This window comes from Ruegeria sp. SAZD013 (assembly GCF_059612525.1).
The window spans coordinates 78936-102535 of record NZ_JBXWQT010000013.1; the positions used below are offsets into that span (position 1 = coordinate 78936).

At 57.7% G+C, this 23600-nt stretch carries 24 protein-coding genes; 18 read left to right on the forward strand and 6 right to left on the reverse strand.

Translation table 11 applies throughout. The features are described from left to right. Window position 1 precedes the first annotated feature (1 nt). Window positions 2–1273 (forward strand): aspartate aminotransferase family protein, encoded by a 1272-nt coding sequence (locus AC2FLU_RS02450; protein ID WP_496808342.1) that lies wholly within the window; start codon window positions 2–4, stop codon window positions 1271–1273. 223 nt (window positions 1274–1496) lie between these two features. Here AC2FLU_RS02450 and hemC read toward each other — a convergent pair whose 3' ends face one another. Beyond that, window positions 1497–2462 (reverse strand): hydroxymethylbilane synthase, encoded by a 966-nt coding sequence (hemC, locus tag AC2FLU_RS02455; RefSeq protein WP_496808341.1) that lies wholly within the window; start codon window positions 2460–2462, stop codon window positions 1497–1499. A 106-nt stretch (window positions 2463–2568) separates the two neighbouring features. On the opposite strand from hemC, the gene hemE reads away from it, so the two are divergent. Further along, entirely contained in the window at window positions 2569–3603 is a 1035-nt protein-coding gene (gene hemE / locus AC2FLU_RS02460; protein ID WP_496808340.1) for a uroporphyrinogen decarboxylase, read from the forward strand. An 81-nt stretch (window positions 3604–3684) separates the two neighbouring features. Here hemE and AC2FLU_RS02465 read toward each other — a convergent pair whose 3' ends face one another. Beyond that, the gene (locus AC2FLU_RS02465) at window positions 3685–4773 is read right to left on the reverse strand and encodes a CaiB/BaiF CoA transferase family protein (RefSeq protein ID WP_496808339.1); all 1089 of its coding nucleotides are present in this window, start codon (window positions 4771–4773) and stop codon (window positions 3685–3687) included. A gap of 170 nt (window positions 4774–4943) precedes the next feature. Here AC2FLU_RS02465 and AC2FLU_RS02470 point away from each other — a divergent pair, with 170 nt between their 5' ends. The 6 genes from AC2FLU_RS02470 to uvrC all read left to right on the forward strand — a co-directional run bounded on the left by AC2FLU_RS02470 (window position 4944) and on the right by uvrC (window position 11631). Next, a complete protein-coding gene (locus AC2FLU_RS02470) occupies window positions 4944–5873 on the forward strand; it encodes an ABC transporter ATP-binding protein (RefSeq protein ID WP_496714698.1) in 930 nt (309 codons plus the stop codon). Continuing rightward, complete coding sequence (locus AC2FLU_RS02475; RefSeq protein WP_209598717.1) at window positions 5870–6631, forward strand: ABC transporter permease; 762 nt, start codon at window positions 5870–5872, stop codon at window positions 6629–6631. Before AC2FLU_RS02470 ends, AC2FLU_RS02475 begins: the two co-directional genes overlap by 4 nt. 114 nt (window positions 6632–6745) lie before the next feature. Next, the gene (locus AC2FLU_RS02480) at window positions 6746–7543 is read left to right on the forward strand and encodes a S49 family peptidase (protein ID WP_480554264.1); all 798 of its coding nucleotides are present in this window, start codon (window positions 6746–6748) and stop codon (window positions 7541–7543) included. 171 nt (window positions 7544–7714) lie between these two features. Further along, window positions 7715–8677, forward strand: a complete 963-nt coding sequence (locus AC2FLU_RS02485; RefSeq protein ID WP_480518634.1) for a calcium/sodium antiporter — start codon at window positions 7715–7717, stop codon at window positions 8675–8677. 21 nt (window positions 8678–8698) lie between these two features. After that, window positions 8699–9478 (forward strand): SDR family oxidoreductase, encoded by a 780-nt coding sequence (locus AC2FLU_RS02490; RefSeq protein WP_496808338.1) that lies wholly within the window; start codon window positions 8699–8701, stop codon window positions 9476–9478. Between the two features lie 290 nt (window positions 9479–9768). Next, window positions 9769–11631 (forward strand): excinuclease ABC subunit UvrC, encoded by a 1863-nt coding sequence (gene uvrC / locus AC2FLU_RS02495; RefSeq protein ID WP_496808337.1) that lies wholly within the window; start codon window positions 9769–9771, stop codon window positions 11629–11631. On the opposite strand, the gene AC2FLU_RS02500 is transcribed toward uvrC, so the two are convergent. Beyond that, window positions 11628–12512, reverse strand: a complete 885-nt coding sequence (locus AC2FLU_RS02500) for a DMT family transporter (protein ID WP_496808336.1) — start codon at window positions 12510–12512, stop codon at window positions 11628–11630. The genes uvrC and AC2FLU_RS02500 overlap by 4 nt on opposite strands. A 174-nt stretch (window positions 12513–12686) precedes the next feature. Between AC2FLU_RS02500 and pgsA the strand changes: the two genes are divergently transcribed. From pgsA to AC2FLU_RS02515, 3 genes are read left to right on the forward strand one after another with little or no spacing between them, the layout of a single operon-like run. Beyond that, a complete protein-coding gene (gene pgsA, locus AC2FLU_RS02505; protein ID WP_480518324.1) occupies window positions 12687–13355 on the forward strand; it encodes a CDP-diacylglycerol--glycerol-3-phosphate 3-phosphatidyltransferase in 669 nt (222 codons plus the stop codon). Between the two features lie 3 nt (window positions 13356–13358). After that, window positions 13359–13604, forward strand: a complete 246-nt coding sequence (gene moaD, locus AC2FLU_RS02510; protein WP_480474923.1) for a molybdopterin converting factor subunit 1 — start codon at window positions 13359–13361, stop codon at window positions 13602–13604. 3 nt (window positions 13605–13607) lie between these two features. Next, window positions 13608–14051, forward strand: coding sequence for a molybdenum cofactor biosynthesis protein MoaE (locus tag AC2FLU_RS02515; protein WP_480474924.1), 444 nt, complete (start codon window positions 13608–13610; stop codon window positions 14049–14051). A 54-nt stretch (window positions 14052–14105) separates the two neighbouring features. Here AC2FLU_RS02515 and AC2FLU_RS02520 read toward each other — a convergent pair whose 3' ends face one another. From AC2FLU_RS02520 to ubiA, 3 genes are all read right to left on the reverse strand, one after another. Next, on the reverse strand, window positions 14106–14426 hold the full coding sequence (locus AC2FLU_RS02520; RefSeq protein WP_267365430.1) for a hypothetical protein: 321 nt from the start codon (window positions 14424–14426) through the stop codon (window positions 14106–14108). A 1-nt stretch (window position 14427) separates the two neighbouring features. Then, on the reverse strand, window positions 14428–16347 hold the full coding sequence (locus tag AC2FLU_RS02525; protein WP_480474925.1) for an OmpA family protein: 1920 nt from the start codon (window positions 16345–16347) through the stop codon (window positions 14428–14430). A 64-nt stretch (window positions 16348–16411) separates the two neighbouring features. After that, the gene (ubiA, locus tag AC2FLU_RS02530; RefSeq protein WP_209598711.1) at window positions 16412–17374 is read right to left on the reverse strand and encodes a 4-hydroxybenzoate octaprenyltransferase; all 963 of its coding nucleotides are present in this window, start codon (window positions 17372–17374) and stop codon (window positions 16412–16414) included. 11 nt (window positions 17375–17385) lie between these two features. Between ubiA and AC2FLU_RS02535 the strand changes: the two genes are divergently transcribed. From AC2FLU_RS02535 to AC2FLU_RS02565, 7 genes are all read left to right on the forward strand, one after another. Further along, a complete protein-coding gene (locus AC2FLU_RS02535; protein WP_496808335.1) occupies window positions 17386–18111 on the forward strand; it encodes a 16S rRNA (uracil(1498)-N(3))-methyltransferase in 726 nt (241 codons plus the stop codon). A 9-nt stretch (window positions 18112–18120) separates the two neighbouring features. Next, entirely contained in the window at window positions 18121–18849 is a 729-nt protein-coding gene (locus AC2FLU_RS02540) for an endonuclease NucS domain-containing protein (protein WP_480518330.1), read from the forward strand. After that, a complete protein-coding gene (locus AC2FLU_RS02545; protein WP_496714692.1) occupies window positions 18846–19373 on the forward strand; it encodes a hypothetical protein in 528 nt (175 codons plus the stop codon). Before AC2FLU_RS02540 ends, AC2FLU_RS02545 begins: the two co-directional genes overlap by 4 nt. Before the next feature lie 66 nt (window positions 19374–19439). Continuing rightward, on the forward strand, window positions 19440–20810 hold the full coding sequence (locus AC2FLU_RS02550; RefSeq protein ID WP_496714691.1) for a glutamate--cysteine ligase: 1371 nt from the start codon (window positions 19440–19442) through the stop codon (window positions 20808–20810). A 71-nt stretch (window positions 20811–20881) separates the two neighbouring features. After that, window positions 20882–21955 carry a phenylalanine--tRNA ligase subunit alpha gene (gene pheS / locus AC2FLU_RS02555; protein WP_496714690.1) on the forward strand — a complete coding sequence of 358 codons (1074 nt, stop codon included), beginning with the start codon at window positions 20882–20884 and terminating at the stop codon, window positions 21953–21955. Window positions 21956–22179: 224 nt separating this feature from the next. Beyond that, entirely contained in the window at window positions 22180–22461 is a 282-nt protein-coding gene (locus tag AC2FLU_RS02560) for a hypothetical protein (RefSeq protein WP_496714689.1), read from the forward strand. 315 nt (window positions 22462–22776) lie between these two features. After that, window positions 22777–23583, forward strand: a complete 807-nt coding sequence (locus AC2FLU_RS02565; protein WP_496808334.1) for a CE1 family esterase — start codon at window positions 22777–22779, stop codon at window positions 23581–23583. Window positions 23584–23600 lie beyond the last annotated feature (17 nt).

Genomic DNA, 23600 nt, shown 5'->3' on the forward strand with positions numbered 1-23600 from the left:
GATGCTGAAAATCCAATCACAATCCGAATGGATTGCTCGCGCGAACGAAGTTCTACCTGCCGGCGGGTTTGGCAACTTTGATCCGGGCATCATCATCGCCCGTGGTGAAGGCAGCCGTGTCTGGGACGAGGATGGCAACGAATATGTCGATTACCTGATCGGGTCGGGTCCGATGCTGCTGGGTCATGGCCACCCTGAAGTGATGGAAGCCGTTTTGGAACAGCTGCCCAAAGGGATGACGTTTTTTGCCAATAACAGAAAAGGAATCGAACTGGCCGAGGCCATCATCGACGCCGTTCCCTGCTGCGAGCAGGTGCGCTTTGTCGCGTCGGGAGGCGAAGCCGACATGTATGCGATTCGCCTGGCGCGGGCTTATACCGGGCGCAGCAAAATCCTGAAGTTTGAAGGCGGTTACCACGGTATGAGCGCCGAGGCGCAGATGAGCCTTGCCCCAAGCCGCAGAGTTAATTTCCCGCAGGCTGTTCCCGACAGCGCCGGTATCCCCGACAGCGTGGCCGAGCAAATGCTGATCGCGCCCTTTAACGATCTGGAAGCCGTCGCTGCTTTGCTGGATGAAAATGACGACGTTGCCGCGATTATGGTCGAGCCTTTGCAACGGATCATTCCGCCAATGCCGGGATATTTGCAAGGCCTTCGAACCCTGTGTGATCAACATGGTGTGTTGCTGATCTTTGATGAGATTGTCACCGGATTCCGGCTGGCTTATGGCGGGGCGCAGGAACGATACGGGGTCACACCGGATATCTGCACTTTGGGTAAGATCACGGGCGGTGGCTTCCCTCTGGCTGCGCTCGGTGCCAGCGTCGAGATCATGAAGCATTTCGATAAATCGAAGGTCGGGGAAGAAGGTTGGCTGATGCAGTTGGGGACCCTATCGGGGAATCCGGTCGCCTCGGCAGCTGGTCTGAAGACGATGGAGATTCTGCGGCGTGACGGCGCGTATGAGCGTTTGCGCGCAATTGGAAAACACTTGCAGCAGATTCAGTCGGACGCCTTGAATGAAGCGGGCATCGCGCATCGGATTTGCGGTGACGAGACTTTGTTTGACATCTATTTCACCAACGCTGAATGCCGTGATTATCGCAGTGCAAACCATGATGATCAACAGCGTAACGCCACTTACAATGCGGTGCTGCGCGCCCATGGAATCTTCAAGTCTCCGGGCAAGCTTTATCCGTCGCTGGCGATCACCGATGCGGATCTGGAACAGACCCGCCACGCTGTCCGTCACGCTGTTGATGCCATTTCCTGAAGGTTGGATGTATACAACGTAAACGGGTCGCCGTTGAATTCAACAGCGACCCGCTACCTTTGGAAGTCGGGGGTCAGCCTCGCCCCCTCGAATACTGATTAAATCACCGGCAATCTGAAAACTTTTCGATACTTTCGAGACTGACCCGACTTCCTCATTGGTATGTCACATTAATGCCTGAGATTCCTGGCAGCCACAGTGATCAAGTTCACACTGCCTCAATTTAATTTGATTTTTTCCAATCGAAAAAACCCGGACCCGCCTGTTCCAGCAGTTCCGCCGCCATCGTGCGGGCCATTTCTGGCCCGTCTTTGACAGAACCGGTCACTTCTCTGTTCACGGTGTCCGACCCATCTGGGCGCAGGACTTCGCCGCGCAGCCTTAAGTTGTCTCCGTCCAGTTCCGCCAGGCCAGCGATCGGAGTTTCGCAAGACCCGTCCAGCGCGGCCAGCAAGGTGCGTTCGGCGGCCAGCCGCCATCCTGTTTCCGCGTGATGAATCGCTTCAAGCATTTCAGCCGCGCGCATATCGTTGCTGCGCCGTTCGATGCCAATGGTACCCTGTGCAATCGCGGGCAGCATGTCATCCGGAGAAATGGCGCTGGCTGGAACCTCATCCATGCCCAGACGGTGAATGCCAGCCATGGCCAGAAAAGTGCAATCCGCGACCCCGGCTTCCAGCTTTTTCAGCCGTGTCTGCACGTTCCCGCGAAACTCGACCACTTTAAGATCCGGCCGCCGGTTCAGCAGCTGCGCCCGGCGCCGCAATGACGAGGTGCCCACAACGGCCCCTTCGGGCAGATCGTGGATTGAGTTAAGGCGCGGTGAGATGAAAGCGTCACGCACATCTTCGCGCGGGAGGAATGTGTCCAGAACCAGCCCTTCGGGCTGTTCAACAGGCATGTCTTTCGTTGAATGCACGGCGATATCGATTTCAGCGCGCAACATCGCCTCTTCGATTTCCTTGGTGAACAGGCCCTTGTTGCCGATTTCCTTCAGGGGACGATCCGCATCGATCATTGCGCGATTGTCGCCGGTTGTTTTGATCACGACGATTTCAAAGGCCGCTTCGGGCAGATCGAAAGCATCGCTCAGGCGTTGGCGGGTTTCATAGGCCTGAGCCAGAGCCAGCGGTGAACCACGGGTGCCAATTCTGAGGGGCGATGCGGGAGTGGGCAGGGTCAAAGTCATGTGCACAGCTTTAGTCGCGTCACATTGCCCTGACAATGGGGGCTGAGCTTGACAAATTGCCGCCGAAGGACGACCCGTTGCCAAAACCGGAAGATTGGGGGCGAATATGGCCGAGACAAAGAAGCTGCTGCGGGCGCTGGCGGGTGAAGTACAGGATGTGCCGCCAATCTGGATGATGCGCCAGGCGGGTCGGTATCTGCCGGAATACCGGGCCACCCGTGCCCAGGCCGGGGATTTTCTGTCTTTATGCTATAACCCGGAACTGGCCGCCGAAGTCACATTGCAGCCAATCCGGCGCTATGGGTTTGACGCTGCGATCCTGTTTGCCGATATCCTGCTGGTGCCGCAGGCGTTGGGTGCGGATCTGTGGTTTGTGACCGGCGAAGGCCCACGTTTGTCGACGATCACGCGGCAAGCCGAGTTTGAAGCGCTGAAGCCGGTGGACGCGATTCATGAGACATTGTCGCCCGTTTATGAAACGGTTCGGTTCCTGTCGCGAGAATTGCCGTCTGAGACCGCGCTGATCGGGTTTGCCGGCGCGCCCTGGACGGTCGCGACCTACATGATCGCCGGGCGTGGAACACCCGATCAGGGACCAGCTCACGCTCTGCGAGAGAGCTATACTGCTTTATTCGAGGCGCTTCTGGATCGCATCACGGAGGCAACAATTGAGTATCTGTCAGCTCAGATCGACGCTGGGGCCGAGGTGGTCAAGATTTTCGACAGCTGGGCGGGTTCCCTGAAAGGTGACGCGTTTCGCAAATACGCGGTGGAACCGTGTCGTGTGATTACACAGGCCATCAAGGAGCGTCACCCCGGCATCCCGGTGATCGGTTTCCCGCGCGAGGCGGGGGAGGGGTATGTCGGGTTTGCCAAGACGACGGGTGTGGATTGCGTCGCGCTGGACAATTCGGTGTCGCCCGATTGGGCCGCCAGACATGTACAGATTGATGGTTGTGTACAGGGAAACCTGGCCTCGTCGCATATGGTGACCGGTGGGCAGGCTCTGGTGGATGAGACGCGGCGGATTGTCGAGGCGTTCTCTAAGGGACCGCACATCTTCAACCTGGGACATGGGATCACGCCGGATGCCGATCCTGAGAATGTTCAGCTGATGATCGATACGGTACGCGGGCAGTAAGCAGGTTAAAGGGGGCCAGCCCCCTTCTTGGCCTGAGGCCAATCCACCCCCCGGGATATTTTGGGCCAGATGAAGTACGGATCAGCGCAGGCCGTCGAGCTCTGCGAGGATCTCATTAGTATGCTCGCCGCGCTTGGGGCTGGGTTTCGGGGTCCAGTCATGGCCTGAAAACCGTGGGGCGGCGGCGGCCTGGAACGTGCCGTCAAAATCCTGCCAGCTGTTGCGATGGCGGTTCATCGGGTGTGAGCGGGCTTCGTCCGGGCTGAGGACAGGAGCAACGCAGGCATCTGTTCCGCGAAACAGGGCCTCCCAATGGTCGCGCGGTTGACTGGCGAAGATGTCGGTTAGACGGCGTGAAAGCGAAGGCCACAGAACACGGTCGTATTGCCGCTGAAACTCGGTATCGTTTGTGAGGCCCAGTAAGTTCAGAAACTGCTTATAGAATTTTGGTTCGAGGCATTGCACGGAAATAAAGCCGCCGCAGGCGCAGGCGTAGGTGCTGCTCCAGTGGGGACCGTCCAACAGGCTTTGACCCCGGGTTTCAGACAGGTTGCCGGTTTGGCGCATTGTCATAAGCAGGTTCATCATATGGGCTGAGCCGTCATAGATTGCCGCATCAACGACAGTACCTGCGCCAGTTCGCTGTGCATTGATCAGCCCGGCCAGAATGCCCGCCACAAGATACATGGCCCCACCGCCGATATCACCTACCAACGTTGGCGGGGTCTGCGGTGCATGGCCGGGATGCGAAGCATACCAGAGCGCACCGGACAGGGCGATGTAATTCAGGTCATGCCCCGCCGTGTCGGCCAGCGGGCTATCCTGCCCCCAGCCCGTCATGCGCCCGTAGACCAGTTTTGGATTGCGGGTCAGGCAGACATCCGGGCCGAGCCCCAGTTTTTCCATCACACCGGGACGGAATCCTTCGATCAGCGTATCGGCTGTGTCGATTAGGCGAAGCGCGATATCCAAATCATTGGCGTCCTTCAGATCAAGTGCGATGGATCTTTTGCCGCGGTCCAGCAGGGAACGTTCCGGCATACCCGGTGTTGCGGCGCCCCCTTTGCGGTGGATTGTTATCACGTCAGCGCCCAGATCTGCCAGTAACATGGAACCAAACGGGCCGGGGCCCAGACCTTCGAGTTCGACAACACGTATTCCGTTCAGCATCAGGGCCCTCCGTTCCCGGCAGAGTTTGCTAGCTGGTGTCGGGATTGCAAGCCGGATGATTGCCGACGAGGACGGTCTTCCTTTTGGCAGTTGTTCATCACATGGTACGGAATGGGCCTGTTATCCCTGTGTTCGGGGCGATAGGGTCTGGGCCAGAACGGGGAGCGGATATGACGACCATTTTATCCATCAGAGATCTGCGCAAATCTTACACCGATGGGTTCGAGGCGCTGAAAGGTGTGTCTCTGGACATTGAAGAAGGCGAAATTCTTGCGCTTCTGGGGCCGAATGGGGCGGGGAAAACCACTCTGATCTCGACGATCTGCGGAATAACCACGCCAACATCCGGTGCGGTTTCAGTCGGCGGGCACGACATTCAGTCGGATTATCGCGCAGCGCGCAGGATGATCGGGCTTGTCCCGCAAGAGATCGCGCTGGAACCGTTTGAAAAGGTCTGGAACACAGTTCGGCTGTCACGCGGGTTGTTTGGGCTGGGCAAAGACAACGCCCGGATCGAGGACATTCTGCGCAAGCTCTCGCTATGGGACAAGCGCAAGAACCCCATCAAGGAGCTGTCGGGCGGCATGAAACGCCGCGTGCTGATCGCCAAGGCTCTGGCGCATGAACCACGTGTTTTGTTTCTGGATGAACCGACGGCAGGTGTGGATGTCGAGCTGCGCAAGGATATGTGGGAAATCGTGGCCGAGCTGAAACGGGACGGTGTCACCATCATTCTGACAACCCACTATATCGAAGAGGCCGAAGCCATCGCGGATCGCGTCGGCGTCATTGACAAGGGTGAGTTGCTTTTGGTGCAGGACAAAGACACGCTTATGGCGCAGATGGGCAAAAAGCAGATTGTCGTCATGCTGACCGAGCCAATCGCCAAGATTCCCGATGATTTGGCCAACCACAATCTGACCCTCAATGGCGCCGGGGATAGCCTGATCTATACCTACGATACCCATGCGGATCGCACAGGCATTACGACCCTTTTGAATGACGTGTCGCAGGCCGGGTTGGTGTTGCGCGATGTGCAGACACGGCAATCGAGCCTGGAGGAGATATTTGTCAATTTGGTATCCGGAGAGGCGGCATGAACTGGACCGCAATTGCTGCAATCTACCGGTTCGAAATGGCCCGCTTCTTTCGCACCCTGGCGCAAAGCTTCCTGTCGCCGGTTCTTTCCACTTCGCTGTATTTCGTGGTGTTTGGCACCGCCATCGGCAGTCGAATTCAGGAGGTCGAGGGCGTATCCTACGGCGCGTTCATCGTGCCGGGCTTGATCATGCTGTCTGTAGTGATGCTGTCGATCTCGAACGCGTCTTTCGGAATTTATTTTCCCAAGTTTCTGGGCACCATCTACGAGCTGTTGTCGGCACCGGTGAATTTTATAGAAATCGTGATTGGGTATGTCGGTGCGGCGGCCACCAAAGCACTGTTTGTGGGGTTGGTCATTCTGGCCACGTCGACCTTCTTCGTCGACATACGGATCGAACACCCCTTTGCCATGGCGGCGTTCTTGATCCTGTCATGTCTCAGCTTCTCGTTGCTGGGCTTTATCATCGGCATATGGGCCAGTAATTTTGAACAGATGTCACTGGTGCCGCAGCTTGTGGTTACGCCACTTATCTTCCTTGGTGGTACGTTTTATTCAATCTCGATGCTGCCGCCCTTGTGGCAGACGATCACGTTGTTCAATCCGGTCGTCTATCTGATTTCAGGGTTTCGCTGGTCGTTTTTCGGGCTTGCGGATGTGCCCATCGCCCTGAGTTTGCTGGCCATCATAGCCTTTACTGGGGTGTGTCTGGCGGTCATTGGCTGGATCTTCAAAACCGGCTGGCGCATTCGCAGCTAACCCGCGCCGGGGCGTTGCATTTTTGCCCGTCGAGTGTGCGAATCTGGTTCACGTCGCGTTCAAGGTTCGAAGAGTCCCTTGTTTACGGGTTGGTGGCACTCTACATCGGCACCCATGAAGCTCAGCCTGCCGTTCGTCAAAAATCACCCCTGTGTGGCCATCGTCCGCCTGTCCGGCGCCATTGGAATGGCCGGGCGCGGATCTTTGAACGACGCCACGCTGGCGCCGGTTCTCGAGAAAGCCTTTCGCAAGGGAAAACCTGCGGCCGTGGCGCTTGAGATCAATTCACCGGGCGGATCCCCTGTCCAAAGTTCAATGATCGGTGCGCGCATTCGGCGTTTGTCCGAAGAACTGGACGTGCCGGTCATCGCTTTTGTCGAAGACGTCGCTGCATCCGGTGGGTATTGGCTGGCCGCCGCAGCGGATGAGATCTGGGCCGATGACAGTTCCGTACTGGGATCGATCGGTGTGATCTCGGCTGGATTTGGTGCGCATGTCTTTCTGGCGCGGCAAGGGTTTGAGCGGCGGGTCCATACCGCCGGGAAATCGAAGTCCATGCTCGATCCGTTTTCACCGGAAAAGAAAGAGGACGTGGCCCGCCTGCAAGGGTTGTTGGGTGATATCCACGAGAATTTCATTGCGCATGTCAAAGATCGGCGCGGGGACAAGCTGAATCAGGAAGCTGATCTGTTCACGGGCGAGGTTTGGCTGGCGCGTCGCGCGCAGGAATTGGGGTTGATCGACGGCATCGCACATCTGAAGCCAAAGATGCAGGACCGTTTCGGCGACAAGGTCAAATTTCGCCGCTATGGCGTGAAAAAACCGATCTGGACCCGGTTTGGGGCCAGCTTGGCGCAGGACGCCATCGCAGGGTTAGAGGAGCGGGCAGCCTACGCGCGTTTCGGTTTGTGACGTGATCGTAAAGGCTGTCACTCTTTTTCTGATCGCAATGGGCGTATTGGCAATGTTCGGCAAGTTGCGGTTTCCCGGGCAGAAAAGGCTAAGCTCGGCAAAATGTCCGCGATGCGGTCGGTACCGCATCGGAAAGGGCCCCTGTGCCTGTGAAAAAGGAGGCCGGGCTTGATCACAACGTGGCTGCTGTCTGGTCTTGGCCTGTTGATCCTGTTGCTGGCAGGCGATGCCTTGGTGCGGGGCGCAGTGAACCTGAGCCTGCGTTTGGGTGTCCCAGCCCTGATCGTCAGCCTTACGATTGTGGCCTTCGGCACGTCAGCGCCCGAGTTGCTGATTGCTATCAGCGCCGTCAAGGAACACGCACCGGGTATCGCGCTGGGCAATGTTGTCGGATCAAACACGGCCAATATCCTGTTGGTTCTTGGTCTTCCAGCGATGCTGGCAACGATCCATACCAGCGAATGCGACAGCCGTAGGAACTATGCCTTCATGCTGATGGCGACGGCCCTGTTCATAGGGTTGGCGTTTTGTGGAACATTCACCGTCGTCAGCGGCCTGATCCTGCTGGCGGCTTTGGGCCTGGTTCTGACGAATGCCTTTCGTGAAGCAAAGGCGCACCGCAAGGCCTGTGGCGAAGCCTGTGCGGATGATGACGATCTAGACGGCCTGGAAGAAGCCGATCCTGACATGCCTTACTGGAAGGTATCAGTTTACCTGATCCTCGGGCTTGTGGGTCTTCCGATGGGGGCGCACCTGCTGGTGGAAAATGCGACGGTCATCGCCCGGAACTATGGTGTCAGTGAAACGGTTATCGGTCTGACCTTGATTGCGGTCGGAACGTCATTGCCCGAATTGGCAACGACTGTCATGGCCGCTTTGCGCCGGCAGGCTGATGTGGCCCTAGGCAACGTGATTGGCTCAAACATGTTCAATCTTCTGGCCATTATCGGGATCGCAACCTGGTTCGGGCGTATCCCGGTCGATCCCGGTTTCCTGCATTTTGACCTTTGGGTCATGTTGGGCGCATCACTGCTTCTGGTTCCCTTTGTTGTCTTCAAGCAGGATATCTCTCGCGTTTGGGGTCTGGTGCTGACCCTCCTTTATGCGCTTTATGTCACTGTATTGCTGGTGTGATCTGACGAAACGAGGTGAAGCATGACCCGAGCTTTAGTGACCGGTGCCGGTATTCGTCTGGGTCGGGCCATGGCGCTTTATCTGGCGGGTCGTGGATATGATGTCGCCGTTCATTATGCGTCCTCAGAACGCCCCGCGCACGAGACCGTGGCGGAGGTACAGGCATTGGATCGACGGTCGGTGGCACTGCAGGCCGATCTGCTGGACGAGGCACAGGTGCAGGACCTGCTGCCCAAAGCAGCCGAGGCTCTGGGTGGGCCGATCACCTGTCTGGTAAACAACGCATCGATCTTTGAATATGACAGCGTTCACACAGCGACCCGCCAAAGCTGGGACCGCCATCTCGACAGTAATCTGCGGGCACCGTTCGTTTTGACCCAAGCCATGGCCGGGCAGGGGCTGGTTCCGGATACAGACGAAAACGGTGAACCCCTTGCGACCGGTCTGATCATCAACATGGTGGACATGCGCGTACGCAAGCTGACACCCGAGTTCATCTCTTACACCATCGCCAAAATGGGGTTATGGACGCTGACCCGTACCTCGGCACAGGCGCTGTCCCCGGCAATCCGAGTCAATGCCATTGGGCCCGGACCGACGGTACAGGGGCATCGTCAAAGCGCCGAGCATTTCCAGGCGCAAAGATCGAATACGGTTCTGGAACGCGGGTCAAATCCATCGGATATCACCGCCGCCATGGGGTATTTTCTGGATGCGCACGCGGTAACGGGACAACTTATTTGCGTGGATGGCGGTCAGCACCTTGGGTGGAAAACGCCGGATGTTCTGGGAGTTGAATAAGCAATATCGCTGCAAGTTTTGCACCGCGCACGTTTGTGTTACCCGCGTGTTACAAAAATGTCTTTTTTTTCATACACTTGCTAAATGTGTGAAAAAATATTGTTAAAAATCAATATCTTGAAAATGTGCCTATTTTTTGTGCATGTTAATGAAGTGGTAATGAAACAAGGGAAATTCTATGGCTGTGAAAACTTATCTTCACACTTATCCACAGGAATCGTGGATTTGTTTTCTCTTGATCTGAGGCCCGCAAGATTGCAGCCAGTAAAAGAGAATCATATCGGAATCCCATGACTACCCACAGTGAATCGTCCCTGACCGGTTATGCCTGCATTCAGCGCCACGCAAAGACGCTGGACAGCTCACCCGGGGTGTACCGGATGCTGGATGCCGACAGTCGGGTTTTATACGTGGGTAAGGCGCGAAACCTGAAGGCGCGGGTGTCGAACTATACAAGGCCGGGTCATTCGGGCCGGATCGAGAAGATGATCGCTTCGACCGCTTCGATGATGTTTCTGACCACAAGAACTGAAACCGAGGCGCTGCTGCTGGAGCAGAACCTGATCAAGCAGCTTAAACCGAAATACAATGTGCTGCTGCGGGACGACAAAAGCTTTCCGAATATCCTGGTCGCCAAGGATCATGAGTTTCCGCAGATCAAGAAACACCGTGGGGCCAAGAAGGAGAAGGGCGCCTATTTCGGACCATTTGCCAGCGCGGGTGCTGTAAACCGCACATTGAACCAGCTGCAAAAGGCATTCCTGCTGCGCAACTGTTCGGATTCCATGTTCGACAGCCGCACGCGGCCCTGTCTGCTTTATCAGATCAAACGGTGCTCGGGGCCCTGTGTCGGTTTGATTTCGGAACAGGATTACAGTGAAAGCGTGAAGGATGCAGAACGTTTCCTGTCGGGGCGCTCGACCAAGGTTCAGGAGGAACTGGCCGAACAGATGATGGCTGCGTCCGAGGCCATGGAGTTCGAACGCGCCGCCGGTCTGCGCGACCGTATCCGGGCGCTGACGCAGGTACAGACCGCACAAGGCATCAACCCTCGTGGTGTGACCGAAGCAGATGTGATCGGCCTTTATATGGACAGCGGGCAAGCCTGTGTTCAGGTATTCTTCATCCGTGCCAACCAGAACTGGGGCAACAAGGATTTTTACCCGCGTGTAGGACCAGATGTATCTCCGGCCGAGGTGATGGAAGCTTTCCTTGGCCAGTTCTACGACAACAAGGAACCACCACGGCAGTTGATTTTGTCGGACGGGATCGAAAACGCCGATCTGATGCAGGAAGCTTTGACGGAAAAAGCCGGTCGTAAGATCGAGCTTCTCGTGCCGCAGCGCGGGGAAAAACAGGAACTGGTTGCAGGTGCATTGCGCAATGCGCGAGAGTCTCTGGCCCGGCGCATGTCGGAAAGCGCGACACAGGCCAAGTTGTTGCGCGGTGTGGCCGAAGCATTTGATCTGGACGGCCCGCCCGGTCGGATCGAGGTCTACGACAACTCTCACATTCAGGGTACCAACGCTGTTGGCGGCATGATCGTGGCAGGGCCCGACGGGTTCATGAAGAACGCCTATCGCAAGTTCAACATTCGTGGCGATGACCTGACCCCGGGTGACGATTTCGGCATGATGAAAGAGGTTCTGAACCGTCGCTTCACCCGCCTGCAAAAAGAAGACCCGGATCGGGATAAGGGGCATTGGCCCGACCTGCTGCTGATCGATGGCGGTGCCGGGCAGGTCAGCGCTGTGCACGAGATCATGCAGGCTCACGGGGTCGAAGACATTCCGATGGTCGGTGTTGCCAAAGGGGTCGACCGTGACCACGGCAAGGAAGAGTTTCACCGGATCGGTCAGCGCCCCTTTGCGCTGAAACGCAACGATCCCGTCTTGTACTTTATTCAACGGCTAAGGGACGAGGCGCACCGTTTTGCCATTGGCACCCACCGTGCGAAACGCGCCAAGGCCGTTGGTGCCACGCCGCTGGATGAAATCCCAGGTGTCGGGGCAGCACGCAAGCGCGCCTTGCTGACTCACTTCGGCAGCGCCAAAGCGGTAAGCCGGGCCAATCTGGCGGACCTGAAAGCGGTCGAGGGGATCTCGGCCGGGTTGGCTCAGAAAGTCTATGATTTCTTCCACGACAAGGGTTAGACCTGTCGCCCCCGCCACAGGATATAGAGGCCCGAGGCTACAATAAGCGCGCTGCCGACCCACATGGTACGGTTCAGGCTTTCGCCGAACAGGGCGATACCCAACCCAATACCGAACAGCAGTCGGGTATAGCGGAACGGGGTTACGGCAGACACTTCTCCCGTGCGCATCGCGTTCATGAGCGAGGCATAGGCCATGACGCCCATCAGAACCGCGCCCGTCAGATGCAGGCTGGCGTGCAGGCCAACCGGTGTCATGGGCAGGCCTTCCCACACTTGATAGGCAACGCCCGCGAAGATAATGCTGAGGAAACCATAAAACCCTAGAACTTCGGTTCCAAGCGTGGCAGGGGCCGCGCGGCTGGCCAGATCGCGCCCTGCGAACCCTAACATACCCAGCACGGCCAGTATCGACAGCAGCGAAAAACTGTTTCCAGTGGGTTGCAGAATAATGACGACGCCGATCATACCGACAAAAATCGCGCTCCATCGCCGCCAACCAACCGTTTCACCAAAGAACAACGCCGCGCCTGCGACCACAACCAACGGCGTCGCTTGCAGGATCACCGTGGCCGAGGACAAGGGCGTCAATGCGATGGCGAGCACATAGAACAGCCGACCAAAGACTTCGAACAGCACCCGAACTTTCATCGGGCGGGAAAGAACGTCTGGGTGCATCAGGCGTTTTCCACGAGCTGACGCCAGCGCGGCAAAGATAACGGACCCGCCCGTCCCGAACAGCACCATTACCTGCCAGATCGGAAGCGCGGTCGAAGCTGCTTTCAGCAACGCATCCTCCAGCGCAAAGCCCGCCATTGCGGCCACCATCCACAGGCTGCCGACCATGTTCGACCGGGCGTCGGTTTGAATATGCGCTGTCATCCTGTACGTTCCGCTTTGCAGTTGACGGGCAATCTGACCGCAAAGACGTGAAACGCCAAGTGCACAAGGTCCAAAGCGTCGGACCTGCGGCGCTTTGACCAAGCTGTTGTGAGTGATGTAGTTTTTTACCAGTTTGTCTTTTCTGTCTTGAACCGGCGATATAGGGTCCAAGCCATGAAGTGGAATTTGCCCAATATCCTGACGGTTCTACGCCTGCTGGCTGCGCCCGGTCTGGCCGTTATGTTTTTGTACTTCACGCGGCCCTATGCGGACTGGTTCGCTTTGATCCTGTTCCTGTCGGCGGCGATCACCGATTGGTTTGATGGCTATCTGGCCCGTGCGTGGAAACAGGAAACCAAGATGGGTGCGATGCTGGACCCTATTGCCGACAAGGCAATGGTGGTGATCGCGCTGATGATTCTGGTTGGCTATTCGACCGAACACTGGACGCCATGGCTCGTGCTACCCGCCACCGTAATCTTGTTCCGCGAGGTATTTGTCTCGGGTCTGCGCGAATATCTGGGCGATGTTGCGGGGACGCTGAAGGTTACAAAGCTGGCTAAGTGGAAAACAACAGCGCAGATGATCGCCATTGCCGTGCTGTTTTCGCAGGGTATCTTTGAACACTATGCCGTGATGGCGAGTTTCGGCATGGACGCTGCGCTGGTAGAACAGGTCATCGCGGGCCAGGTTGAAGATGTGAACCACCTGCGCTGGAACATCCATGGCATGTTTTGGGCGGGCCAGATCGGGCTGTGGTTGCTGTGGATTGCGGCGACGCTGACATTGATCACCGGCTATGATTACCTACGTAAAGCCATGCCACATCTGAAGGAGATCTAAGGGATGGATGTGCTGTATTTTGCATGGGTTCGCGAGCGTATCGGCTTGCCAAAGGAAAAGGTCGAGACGCAGGCAGTCACAGTCAATGACCTGGTGGCCGAGTTGAGCGCGCGGGAAGATCGCTATGCCGCGGCATTTGCCGATTTGTCCGCCCTGCGCGTTGCACTGGATCAGGAGTTGTCGGATTTCGACGCCTCGCTGTCGGGCGTTCGGGAAGTGGCATTTTTTCCACCAATGACAGGCGGCTGACCCATGCGGATCGCTGTTCAGCAGGAAGCATTCGATCTGGGGGCCGAGGCCAATGCTTTTGCCGCCGGGGATGATGCCAACGGAGCCATTGTCACCTTCACTGGCGTTGTGCGCGACTTGGCAAGCGGTGATCTGGACGTGATGGAGATTGAATACTATCCGGGTATGACGGAACGGGCCCTGACCAAGATTGCCCGGGAAGCCAAGGAGCGGTGGTCATTGGGTGACGTCCTGGTGATTCACCGTCATGGCCGACTGGCCCCGGGGGACAGGATCATGATGGTGGCCACCGCTGCGCCGCATCGTAAAGATGCGTTTGAGGCAGCGGAATACTTGATGGATTATCTGAAGTCTCGCGCACCCTTCTGGAAGAAGGAAATCACCCACTCTGGTGCGGAATGGGTCGCAGCCAAAGACGAAGACGAAGACGCGCTGACCCGGTGGTAGTACTTAGCGACCGTTTATTCTTGCAAACTTCGGCGACGGCGCAAGGTCGTGCGCTTAATCCGCGTTGTTGATCCGTCCGCGCAGTTCTTCGGCCTCCTGACGCGCGGCCCGCAGGCCATCCATTGCGGCTGCCAGCTCGGCCTCTGTCTGGGTTAGCTGGTTCGTCAATTCGGCCTCACGTTGCTGCAAATAGGTGATGGCCTGATCGCGGGTTTCCTCGGCCTCGTGCAACTCCTGACTCATCCGGTCCAGATCAGCGACATCGCTTTGACTTACGCGGGACAGGCGGTGCGCCAGCCAGTTGGCAAACCAGCCCATGCAGAAGGCCGCGAACAGGATAATGGCAGTGACAATGACGAATTCTGTTCTGTTCAACTTACTGGTCCCCTGCATCCGCATCAGGTGCGGTCGTGTCGGTTTGGTCCTCTGCGGATGTCGCAGCCTCGGTCTCAAGCGCTTCAAGCCCTGTTTTGGTACTTGCAACAGGCTCAGGGCGGATCAGACGGAACTCGATCCGGCGGTTTTCTTCCCGGCCCTCTTCTGTGTCGTTGTCAGCGATGGGTTGCGTTTCCCCATATCCCACAGCGGTGTAGCTGCTGGTAGGAATGCGCCGCCCGCGCAATTCGTTCAGAATGGATTGTGCCCGCGCCTGGCTGAGTTGTTGGTTCATCTCTTCCCGGCCCTGACTGTCAGTGTGGCCCTGAATCTCCATACGGATTGGACCGCAGTCGCGCAGGATATCCGCAATCTGGTTCACCACATCGCGCGAGTCTGATGCAATCGTGGCCGATCCGGGCTCAAAGGCGATCTTACCGGTGGCCTGAATTTCGGCGATCTGGGCCTCGCAGACTTCCGGGTCGGGCAGGGCGTCCTCGGGTTCCGGTGGGGGCTGATAGGTGATGGTCAGGGTGTATTCCTGCCCCTCGCCCAGCTTGTCGGACAGTTGACCTGCGATACGGGCCTTGGCGTCTTCTTCGTGGCTGAGGCCGATCAGTTCGACCGTATCGGGTGTTACGGTCAATACGCCGTTGTGGAGCTGACCCAAAGCCTCCAGACCGGCCAGTACACGTACTGGCCAGTCCGCCGGAAGATCCGAAACGATGCGGGTGGCAGTATACACCTGATCGGACCCAAAGGCCGCGCGCGCGTAGCTGTCGACCATGTCGCGCAGAGTTTCATCACCCAGCCGTCCGCGCAATTGCACCAGCCCTTCAGGGCTGCGGGTGGCCGAGAACTCGACCGGGCCGTTTGCGTTCGTTGTTTCAGGCTCTGGCAAAACGGCGTGCAGTGCGAAAACCGCAGGCAGCTCGGTTTCAAGCTCGCCCACAACCCGGTCGAACACCGTAGGATCGGTGCCCTCGGCAGCAATCAGGGTAATGTCTGCGTCGGAAATGGTGACCGAACCCTGGCCGATCCTGAACAGCGCCTGAATGCTTTTCTCGGCTGCTTCTGGCCAGCGTGGCGATGGTTCGCCCAAGGCGACGGTGCAGGAATAAGACCCCGTCAACCCCGCGTTTTTCGCGGCGGCCACGATACGGTCACGTGCCTTCTCATCCTGGGCGGAACAGGCGTCAAAATGCCCACCTCCTTCGTCGATCAGGTAACGCAAAGTAAAAGGCGTGACGACCGGGCGAGGTGCTGAAATTGCCAGCCCAACCCGCAGGCTGGGCGGTGCCGTACGGGTCAGGTCGCGTTCCAGTTTTTGTTTTTCTTGCTGACTGTTGGCAATTGCCGTGATCCTGACCAAATCCGGGTTGGCGGAAATTTTGGCGCGGGGCAGGTGGGTTAGGGCCTCTAACGCGTAAGAAATTGCGGCATCCCATCCTTTGGGCTTTGGATAATCCGCTGTTTCCATCAGGTCCGACACGGCAACGGATCTGTCCAGATTGCCCAGCCGTTGGATCAGCTTGTCCCTGTTCTCACTGGCCGGGATCAGACCAATCACCGAGATTCCACTGTCATTGCGCAGGATTTCTACCGAAAAGCGCGGTGCTGCGAGGGCAGAAGTTGCGATAACCTCCATTTCGTCGATTACGCGAGATGTATCAACTTCGGTTCCCGCGGCGGTCAGAGCGTTAAAGCGGGTCGCCTCATCTGGCGCTGTACCGGTCAGGACCACCCGCAAACCATCGGCCTCGACCTCGGCCCAATCATGTCCTTTTAGGTCCAGCGAGCGCCGTACAGCCAGTTCTGATGATTCTTCGATCTCGGTAACGGCATAGCTGGCTGCCAGAAGCGACAGGCCTGCTGATACGAGAAAGATCAGGGAAACAGCGATAAAATACGGCAGACGCATGTTTGGGTTTGGCACTCCTCAGGCGTTTGCGCCGATCTTTACAGGCCCCGTACAGCGGGTGCAATCAGAGCAGCAAGGCGACGCAGAGGAAGATCAGCGGAATAAAGCCGGTATCGCGGTTGGCCCGAAACAGCAGCAGTAGTTTGGCGTTGTCTTCGGTATCTAGCCCGCGCAATTGCCACATCATGTGCCAGCCCATGGCCCAGGGACCGCAAAGCGCGATCCCCAACGCCAGAATCGACGCGTCAGGCACCCCGGCATCAATAATGGCCAGCCCCATCAGCGATACTGTTGCGACCAGAAAATACTTCAGCCATTTCGCCGTGTCGGTGCCGAACAGGCGCGCGGTGGATTTGATGCCGACCAGTTCATCATCCTCGGTATCCTGATGTGCATAGATCGTGTCATAGAACAGGGTCCACGCGATGCCGGACAGGTACAGTGTGACAGCAGGCCAGCCGAGCGACCCGCTATGCGCCGTCCAGGCCAGCAATGCGCCCCAGTTGAAGGCCAGACCCAGAAAAACCTGAGGCCACCAGGTAAACCGCTTGGCAAACGGATAAACGGTCACCGGCAGCAAAGATAACACACCCATGGCAATGGCCGCCTGATTGAAGCTGAGCAGAATGCCAAGCGCCAGAAGACTTTGCAGGATCATCCAGGCCGCAGCTTGCCGGACACTGACTTGCCCCGACGGTATCGGGCGTGATCGTGTGCGTTCAACCTGTGCGTCGAATTCCCGGTCTGTAATGTCATTCCACGTGCAACCGGCACCTCGCATCAAAAAGGCTCCGAATGCGCAGCCTAGGGCAATCCACAGATCTTCCCAACGCGGTTGGCCGTCATGCAGGATGGCCAGCGCCAGCCCCCACCAACATGGAAGCAGCAACAGCCATGTGCCGATGGGCCGGTCCGCGCGGCTCAGCCGCAGATACGGTCGGGCAAAGGCTGGGGCATGGGTGTCGACCCAGTTGCCGGTGACGGCATCGGCGACTTGACCATCTGGTGTTGGGGCATTGCCTTGCATATGTAGGTCTCATGAGTGCGAAAATCAGACTGTATGTAGAGCAGCCCTTGGGTCAGGGGCAATCGGTTCCTTTGACGCGCGATCAGGCGCACTATCTGTTTGGCGTCATGCGACTGCCGGTTGGCGGAGCAGTGGCGCTGTTTAACGGTAAGGATGGCGAGTGGCTGGCCGAGGTCGCCGAGTCCGGAAAGCGTGGCGGCGCTCTGACCTGTATCAGGCAGACCAAACCTTTGCAGCTGCCCCCCGATCTGTGGTTCCTGTTTGCGCCAATCAAAAAGGCGCGCACCGATTTCATTGTTGAAAAAGCAGCTGAAATGGGCGCGGCACGCATCCTGCCAGTTCAGACCGAATTCACCAACGCAGACCGTATCCGGCAAGACCGGCTTCAGGCTCATGCAATCGAAGCCGCTGAACAATGCGGAGGAACCTACGTGCCCGAGGTGGCAGACCTTCAGCGGCTGGACCGCGTGCTGAAGACCTGGCCTGAAGGTCGGCAGTTGATGTTCTGCAACGAAGCCGAGGTCGGCTCGGCCCTGCGGCTGGCAGCGCACGAAAAAGGGCGCCCCTGGGCGATTCTCATCGGCCCGGAAGGCGGGTTTTCCAACGCTGAGCGCGCACGGTTGTCGGCTTTACCCTATGCGCATGTGGTCAGTCTTGGCCCGCGTATTCTGCGGGCGGATACAGCGGCGGTGGCCGCGTTGACCATGTGGCAGCAGGCATTGGGGGATTGGACTTAAGGAATCGGTATGGATAAAAATTATCATGATTGGCTTGTTTCGGAAGGGTATGCCGAAAACACCTGTATCGCCCAGATTCATCGTGTGCAGAAAGTGGAAGAGCACTATGGTTCATTAGATGATGCCTTTAACGCTGGAAAGCTGCAGGACGTTGTTTTAGGCTTGAATTATTCCACCGCAGACGAGCGCAGCGGTCGAAAGAACCCTTCTCGAATTCCAATAAACGGCAATTTGCGAAATGGACTTCAGTCTTACAAAAACGCGGTTCAGCGTTACGCTCGATTTCGGCGCGAAGCTAGTTCGCAAAACAAAGAGGCACCCGCGAACGATCCTGCCGCCCCAATAGAAGCTCTGACCTCTGAGCGCCAGAGATTTGCGCTCGAGCGGGATATGCAGTCTGCCCTGCGACGAGAGATTTCTTTGTTAGATGGAAGCCTGTCAATCATTGATGATGGCGCCGAACGCGCAGTAGTCTCTGGTTTTATTGATATTTTGTGTCGAGATGTAGAAGGCGGCTTAGTAGTTATTGAGTTGAAAGCGGGAAGGACGGACCCAAAGGTTGTGGCTCAGATCTTGGGCTATATGGGCGATCTTTTGGAAGAAGGTGAGGATGAGTCAATCCGGGGCATCATTGTCGCCCACGACTTCGACAAACGCACAGTATCGGCTGCAAAGGCCGTGCCAAACCTGAAGCTTGTTCGCTATGCGGTGTCATTTTCGTTTGAGGCGATGGCATGAGTTTCATCCGACCCGAAGCAAAACTGGCGCTTTGGCGTTGGCGTGAGGTTCTGGTCGCGGCTTTTATCCTGATCCTTGGTCTGAGCTGGATCAGCGGGCCGGGTGGGCTGTTGGCCTGGGTAGGCTGGTTTCTGATTGTCGTGTCAGCGGCTTTGGCTGTGATCGGCATACAGCGCGCGCGTTTCAGAACAGGCGCGGGCGGGCAAGGTGTCGTGACGATTGATGAAGGTCAGATCACTTATCTGGGCCCCTTGGATGGCGGCATCGTCGCGTCCCGCGAAATTGAGCGTCTGGCCCTTGACCCGACCTCCGACCCCGCACATTGGGTTCTGGATCAGCCGGGCCAACCTGCGCTTCACATTCCTGTGAATGCGGAAGGAGCCGAGGCGTTGTTCGACGTATTCTCAAACCTGCCGGGCCTCAAAACCGAGCAAATGCTGTCGGAACTCAACGGCAAATCGCGGCATCCGGTCGTTATCTGGGAACGCACACCGTCGCGTCCGGCGCATTTGCCGTTGCATTGACACTGGCGCCATTTACGACCACCACTTGACCTTCAAAACAGACACAGCAGGATCGGAGCACGGTTCATGTCCATCCCTCAGTCCGGCGGCGGTCCGATCGAACGCCATGAACAACTGGCCGAATATCTGGAATCGGGTTGCAAACCCAAGCAAGATTGGCGCATCGGCACCGAGCATGAGAAATTCGGCTATTGCAAGGACACGCTGAAACCTCTGCCTTTTGAAGGAAAGCGATCCATTGTCGCCGTGTTGGAGGGGTTGCGGGATCGCCACGGCTGGGGAGAGGTCCGTGAATCCGGTCATCTGATCGGTCTGGAAAAGGACGGCGCAAATGTCAGCCTTGAACCGGGTGGCGCGCTGGAGCTGTCGGGCGCCCCTCTGGAGACGATCCATGAAACCTGCGATGAGGTGAACACTCACCTGCGCGAGGTGAAGGATATCGCCGATGAGATCGGCGTTGGATTCATCGGCCTGGGCGCGGCGCCGATCTGGACGCATGACCAGATGCCGCTGATGCCCAAGGGGCGGTATCGGCTGATGAACGATTATATGGAAAAAGTCGGCACCATGGGCCGCGCCATGATGCGGCGGACGTGTACCGTTCAGGTCAATATCGACTTCGGGTCCGAGGACGACATGGTACAGAAACTGCGCGTGGCGCTGGCGTTGCAGCCGGTGGCGACGGCGCTGTTTGCCAATTCTCCGTTCTTCGAAGGCAAGGTGAACGGCCAGAAAAGCTGGCGCAGCCATATCTGGCGACATCTGGACGATGCGCGCACGGGCATGTTGCCCTTCGTGTTCGAGGATGGCTTTGGATTCGAACGCTATGTCCAATACGCGCTCGATGTGCCGATGTATTTCGTCTACCGCGACGGGCAGTACATCAACGCGCTGGGCATGTCGTTTCGCGATTTCCTCAAGGGTGAATTGCCTGCATTGCCGGGGGAAACGCCGACCCTGTCGGATTGGGCCGATCACCTGACGACGGCCTTTCCCGAGGCGCGGATCAAGAAGTTCATGGAGATGCGCGGCGCGGATGGTGGCCCTTGGCGACGACTTTGCGCCTTGCCGGCCTTCTGGGTTGGGCTGACCTATGACCAAACCGCGCTGAATGCGGCGTGGGATCTGGTCAAGGGCTGGGATGCTGAAACGCGCGAGGGGCTGCGTGTTGCAGCGGCCAAAGACGGTCTTCAGGCGCAGGTTGGCAACGTCAACATGCATGATCTGGCGCGTGAAGTCGTGGCAATTTCCGAGGCGGGCCTGAAAGCCCGTGCGCGCCCTGGTGCTGGTGGGCTGGTCCCGGATGAGACGCATTTCCTGAACGCGCTGAAGGAAAGCATCGACACCGGCAAGGTTCCCGCAGATGAGTTGCTGGAACACTACAATGGCGACTGGAATGGAGACCTGACCCGGATTTATCCCGAATACAGCTATTGATGCGCACCGTCCCGCTTGCATTCGCGGGGCGGGGCCGATAGCAGGTTCTCGACCAAATTCAGAGGGCCGTCATGGACGATCTTAAGGCAAAGTATCTGGGCCAAATCGCCGAGGCAGGCGACGAAAACGCGCTTGAGGCGATCCGCGTCGCGGCTGTTGGCAAAAAAGGCGAGGTCGCGTTGAAGATGCGCGAGCTGGGCAAGATGACGCCCGAGGAACGTCAGGTCGCAGGCCCGGCGCTGAATGCCCTGAAGGATGAGATTAACTCGGCGCTGTCCGCCAAAAAAGCCGCGCTGGCCGATGTTGCACTGGATGAGCGCCTGCGGACCGAATGGCTGGACGTCACCCTGCCGACCCGCCCGCGCCGTCAGGGGTCAATCCACCCGATCAGCCAGGCGACCGAGGAACTGACCGCGATCTTTGCTGAACTGGGCTTCTCGGTGGCCGAAGGGCCGCGTGTTGAAGACGACTGGTACAATTTCGACGCGCTGAACATCCCCGGTCACCACCCCGCACGGGCCGAGATGGACACGTTCTATATGCACCGCGCCGAGGGTGATAACCGCCCGCCGCACGTGCTGCGCACCCATACCTCGCCGGTACAGATCCGGTCGATGGAAAAGCAGGGTGCACCGATACGCGTCATCTGTCCGGGCGGCGTGTACCGCGCCGATTACGACCAGACCCACACGCCGATGTTCCATCAGGTCGAAGGGCTGGCCATCGACAAGGACATCTCGATGGCAAACCTGAAATGGGTTTTGGAAGAGTTCGTTAAGGCGTTCTTCGAGGTCGACGATGTCGAACTGCGCTTCCGCGCCTCGCATTTCCCCTTCACCGAGCCATCGGCCGAGGTTGATATCCGCTGTTCGTGGGATAACGGCCAGCTGAAGATCGGCGAGGGCGACGACTGGATGGAAATCCTTGGTTCCGGCATGGTCCACCCCAAGGTGATCGCCGCTGGTGGGATCGACCCGGACGTCTATCAGGGCTTTGCCTTTGGGATTGGGATCGACCGTCTGGCGATGCTGAAATACGGTATTCCGGATTTGCGGGCGTTCTTTGACAGCGACCTGCGCTGGCTGCGCCACTACGGGTTTGCAGCGCTGGATATGCCGAACCTGCATGGTGGGTTGAGTAGGTGACATTAGGGCAGTTTTTTCTTGGCCTAGTAGCGATTTTCGTCGCAACGATTGTTTATCGGTGGCAGAAGAACATTGATCGCAACACAAAGCTCCAAGAAGAACTCAGGCGTTCATATACAAACTACGTCGAGTCTTGTGCTGAGTTTCACCAGAGGGCCAGCACCCTTATGGACTATGAGCGAAACGAGGTGTTCATTGCTAGGTGTCAACGGGACCTATTGGGGATGGAAATCGCCGGGGCTCCGTCTGATGTGCTGCTTGAAGCCAAAGCAATGCTAGCCTTTTTGATTAGGTTGGACGCTCAACGGCGATCTGTATTGAACAAAGAGAATCCTGAGCAGACTGATATAGACATCTTGTCTGATCTTGGTTCTTCATATCAAACTTCAGAGAAGAAGTTTGTTGAAGCAGTCAAACTAGATATCAAACGACACGTCGGATTTTCGTTTCTTGTCGGTGCAGCAAATCGATCTCGTCTGTCGGCTTATGTAAAGGAAACGCGTTGAAGGTTTCTAGAGCGCGAAGCAAAGGCCGACAGGCCGCCGCGCTATCGCCAGACCGCCCGCACGGGCTGGCGATTTGTCCCCGACAGTACAACGCTCGAACAGCGCGCGGATTTGGCCAGCATAAACTGCCCACCACAACCCAAGGATCGCCATCCCGCGGTCTGGCCATAGCGCGGCTTGGTGTTTTGACCTGATGTAGGGCGGGCTTCAGCCCGCCATGTGCGATGGGTGGGTGCCGGGCTGAAGCCCGGCCTACGTTCGGACTACACCGATATGTTAAGTGACAGGGCGGAATGCCCCGTTAGGGTCGGGCGCATGATCTGTCGATTGCTCTGCCTTCTCCTGCTTATGACCGCGCCTGCCTTTGCCATGGGTCCCTGGAAAACCGAATGCCACGGCGATATTGCCTGTGGTCTCGGTGACCGCTCGTATCACGTTCTTGAACCTGATGGCTGGGATGGTGAAACACCTCTGCCGGTGCTGCTGCATTTCCATGGCTGGTCCCGGCAGGGCGCCGTGGTCGTGAACCACGAACGGATTGCCGGGGCCACGAAGCGTCGGGGTGTGCTGCTGGTGGCCCCGAACGGTTTGGGCAAAAGCTGGGATTTCTGGTCCGCAAGCTCGGATGATGTGCCTTTTGCCGACCGGGTGCTTGAGGATATCGCCAGGCGCTATCCGATAGACCCGACCCGCATCTATGTATCAGGCTATTCCTTTGGCAGTGCGATGGCGTGGCGCTTTGTCTGCGAAACCGGCGATGATATCGCGGCACTGCTGGGTGTGGCGGGAACACTCCGCCAGACCGAGACCTGCCCGCAAGCCCCGCGAGAGGCGCGGCATGTCCATGGGACAGATGACACGGTAATGGATTTCCCGTTTGGTCCGGGTGGCGACATGACATACCCGGTGGCGCTGTGGCGTGAGAAATTTGGCTGCGGTGCAGCGACTCCGCGCGGTGATTGGAGTGTGGAACCGTTCCTGACGCTCAGACGAGTGGAATGGACCGATTGCGCGCAGGGGCAGGTGACGCTGGACACGCATCCCGGTGGGCATTTCATCCCCCATGGCTGGATCGGATGGCAGCTGGATGAGCTTTTGGGCCGCACCCCCACCTATCCGTGACGCGCAGAGCTTGCACC

Coding starts and splice junctions, on each gene's coding strand:
- AC2FLU_RS02450 (WP_496808342.1), top strand. CDS start 2: ATGCTGAAAATCCAATCACAATCCGAATGGATTGCTCGCGCGAACGAA.
- hemC (WP_496808341.1), bottom strand. CDS start 2,462: ATGACTTTGACCCTGCCCACTCCCGCATCGCCCCTCAGAATTGGCACC.
- hemE (WP_496808340.1), top strand. CDS start 2,569: ATGGCCGAGACAAAGAAGCTGCTGCGGGCGCTGGCGGGTGAAGTACAG.
- AC2FLU_RS02465 (WP_496808339.1), bottom strand. CDS start 4,773: ATGCTGAACGGAATACGTGTTGTCGAACTCGAAGGTCTGGGCCCCGGC.
- AC2FLU_RS02470 (WP_496714698.1), top strand. CDS start 4,944: ATGACGACCATTTTATCCATCAGAGATCTGCGCAAATCTTACACCGAT.
- AC2FLU_RS02475 (WP_209598717.1), top strand. CDS start 5,870: ATGAACTGGACCGCAATTGCTGCAATCTACCGGTTCGAAATGGCCCGC.
- AC2FLU_RS02480 (WP_480554264.1), top strand. CDS start 6,746: ATGAAGCTCAGCCTGCCGTTCGTCAAAAATCACCCCTGTGTGGCCATC.
- AC2FLU_RS02490 (WP_496808338.1), top strand. CDS start 8,699: ATGACCCGAGCTTTAGTGACCGGTGCCGGTATTCGTCTGGGTCGGGCC.
- uvrC (WP_496808337.1), top strand. CDS start 9,769: ATGACTACCCACAGTGAATCGTCCCTGACCGGTTATGCCTGCATTCAG.
- AC2FLU_RS02500 (WP_496808336.1), bottom strand. CDS start 12,512: ATGACAGCGCATATTCAAACCGACGCCCGGTCGAACATGGTCGGCAGC.
- pgsA (WP_480518324.1), top strand. CDS start 12,687: ATGAAGTGGAATTTGCCCAATATCCTGACGGTTCTACGCCTGCTGGCT.
- moaD (WP_480474923.1), top strand. CDS start 13,359: ATGGATGTGCTGTATTTTGCATGGGTTCGCGAGCGTATCGGCTTGCCA.
- AC2FLU_RS02515 (WP_480474924.1), top strand. CDS start 13,608: ATGCGGATCGCTGTTCAGCAGGAAGCATTCGATCTGGGGGCCGAGGCC.
- AC2FLU_RS02525 (WP_480474925.1), bottom strand. CDS start 16,347: ATGCGTCTGCCGTATTTTATCGCTGTTTCCCTGATCTTTCTCGTATCA.
- ubiA (WP_209598711.1), bottom strand. CDS start 17,374: ATGCAAGGCAATGCCCCAACACCAGATGGTCAAGTCGCCGATGCCGTC.
- AC2FLU_RS02535 (WP_496808335.1), top strand. CDS start 17,386: ATGAGTGCGAAAATCAGACTGTATGTAGAGCAGCCCTTGGGTCAGGGG.
- AC2FLU_RS02540 (WP_480518330.1), top strand. CDS start 18,121: ATGGATAAAAATTATCATGATTGGCTTGTTTCGGAAGGGTATGCCGAA.
- AC2FLU_RS02545 (WP_496714692.1), top strand. CDS start 18,846: ATGAGTTTCATCCGACCCGAAGCAAAACTGGCGCTTTGGCGTTGGCGT.
- AC2FLU_RS02550 (WP_496714691.1), top strand. CDS start 19,440: ATGTCCATCCCTCAGTCCGGCGGCGGTCCGATCGAACGCCATGAACAA.
- pheS (WP_496714690.1), top strand. CDS start 20,882: ATGGACGATCTTAAGGCAAAGTATCTGGGCCAAATCGCCGAGGCAGGC.
- AC2FLU_RS02560 (WP_496714689.1), top strand. CDS start 22,180: ATGGAAATCGCCGGGGCTCCGTCTGATGTGCTGCTTGAAGCCAAAGCA.
- AC2FLU_RS02565 (WP_496808334.1), top strand. CDS start 22,777: ATGATCTGTCGATTGCTCTGCCTTCTCCTGCTTATGACCGCGCCTGCC.